A 1,187-nucleotide genomic window follows, 5' to 3' on the forward strand; every position below is an offset into this window, starting at 1 on the left:
ACCATAAATTTTTGCCGTTCCATCGGTACCGGTGGTCACCACAAGGCAGCCATCGTCGCTAAAGTTGGCTGATTTGAGCGAACTTTTGTGGGATATAATGGCCTTTTCGATCCAGGATCCGTCAGTCTTCAGACCATAGATTTTCGCCGTACCATCGTTACTGGCCGTCACCGCATGGCGGCTATCAGGGCTGAAGGTGGCTGAGATGACATTGTAATTATGGGAAATAATGCACTTTTCTTCCCAGGATCCGCTGTCCCTCCTACTATAGATTTTCGCCGTGCTATCGACACTTGCCGTCACCAAATGGCGGCCATTGGCGCTGAAGGAGGCTGAGTTGATCCAAGCAACGTGGGAAATGATGATTTCTTCTTCCCAAGAGCCATCGGTCTTCTGACCATATATTTTCGCCACGCAGTCAAAGCTGACAGTCAACACACAGCGGTCATCAGCACCAAAGATGGCTGACATGACAGAGTGATCATGGGGAATGGTGGCTTCTTCTTCCCATGAGCCATCGGTCTTTTGACCATAGATTATCGCTGCATCATCGATACAGGCTAACACCACCCGGCAACCATCGGCGCTGAAGGTGGCTGTTGTGATCCTTCGGTTATTGGGAAAGGTAATTTTTTCTACCCATGATCCATCGCCTTCCTTACCATAGATTTTGGCCTTGTTATCGTCACTGACCGTCAGCACGTGGCTGCCATCGGTGCTGAAGGTGGCTGAGTTAACCCAATCATCATGGAAAATGGTGAGTTTTTCTTCCCATGACCCATCGCCTCCCTCAGCACAGATTTTCGCCGTATTATCCATATTGGCGGTCACCAAATGGCGGCCATCGGTACTGAAGGTGACTGAGTAGAAATCGCCCTCATGGAAAATGGTGAGTTTCTCGTCCCATGCCCCATCGACTTGACTATAGATTTTTGCCGTTTGATCGTAACTGGTGGTCACCACATGGCGGTCGTCGGCGCTGAAGATAGCTGATCCGACACCGTCTTGATGGGAAATAATGGTTTCTTCTACCCATTTTCCATGGGTGTTCTGACCATAGATTTTCGCCGTTTTATCTTCACTGGCAGTCACCAGATGACTGCCATCGGCACTGAAGGTGGCTGAGTTCACACTGTCCTCATGAGCAATGACGGCCTCTGTATCTACGTTGAACGTCTCGCATTGAG

General features: G+C 49.6%; 1 protein-coding gene. It reads right to left on the minus strand.

Annotated features, from left to right (window positions below; all coding sequences use genetic code 11):
- On the minus strand, positions 1-1,187 hold a 1,187-nt coding region (locus KDK17_RS01720), incomplete at both ends, for a WD40 repeat domain-containing protein (protein WP_257287200.1).

Source organism: Endozoicomonas sp. SESOKO2 (assembly GCF_024606245.1).
Classification (GTDB): Bacteria; Pseudomonadota; Gammaproteobacteria; order Pseudomonadales; family Endozoicomonadaceae; genus Endozoicomonas_A.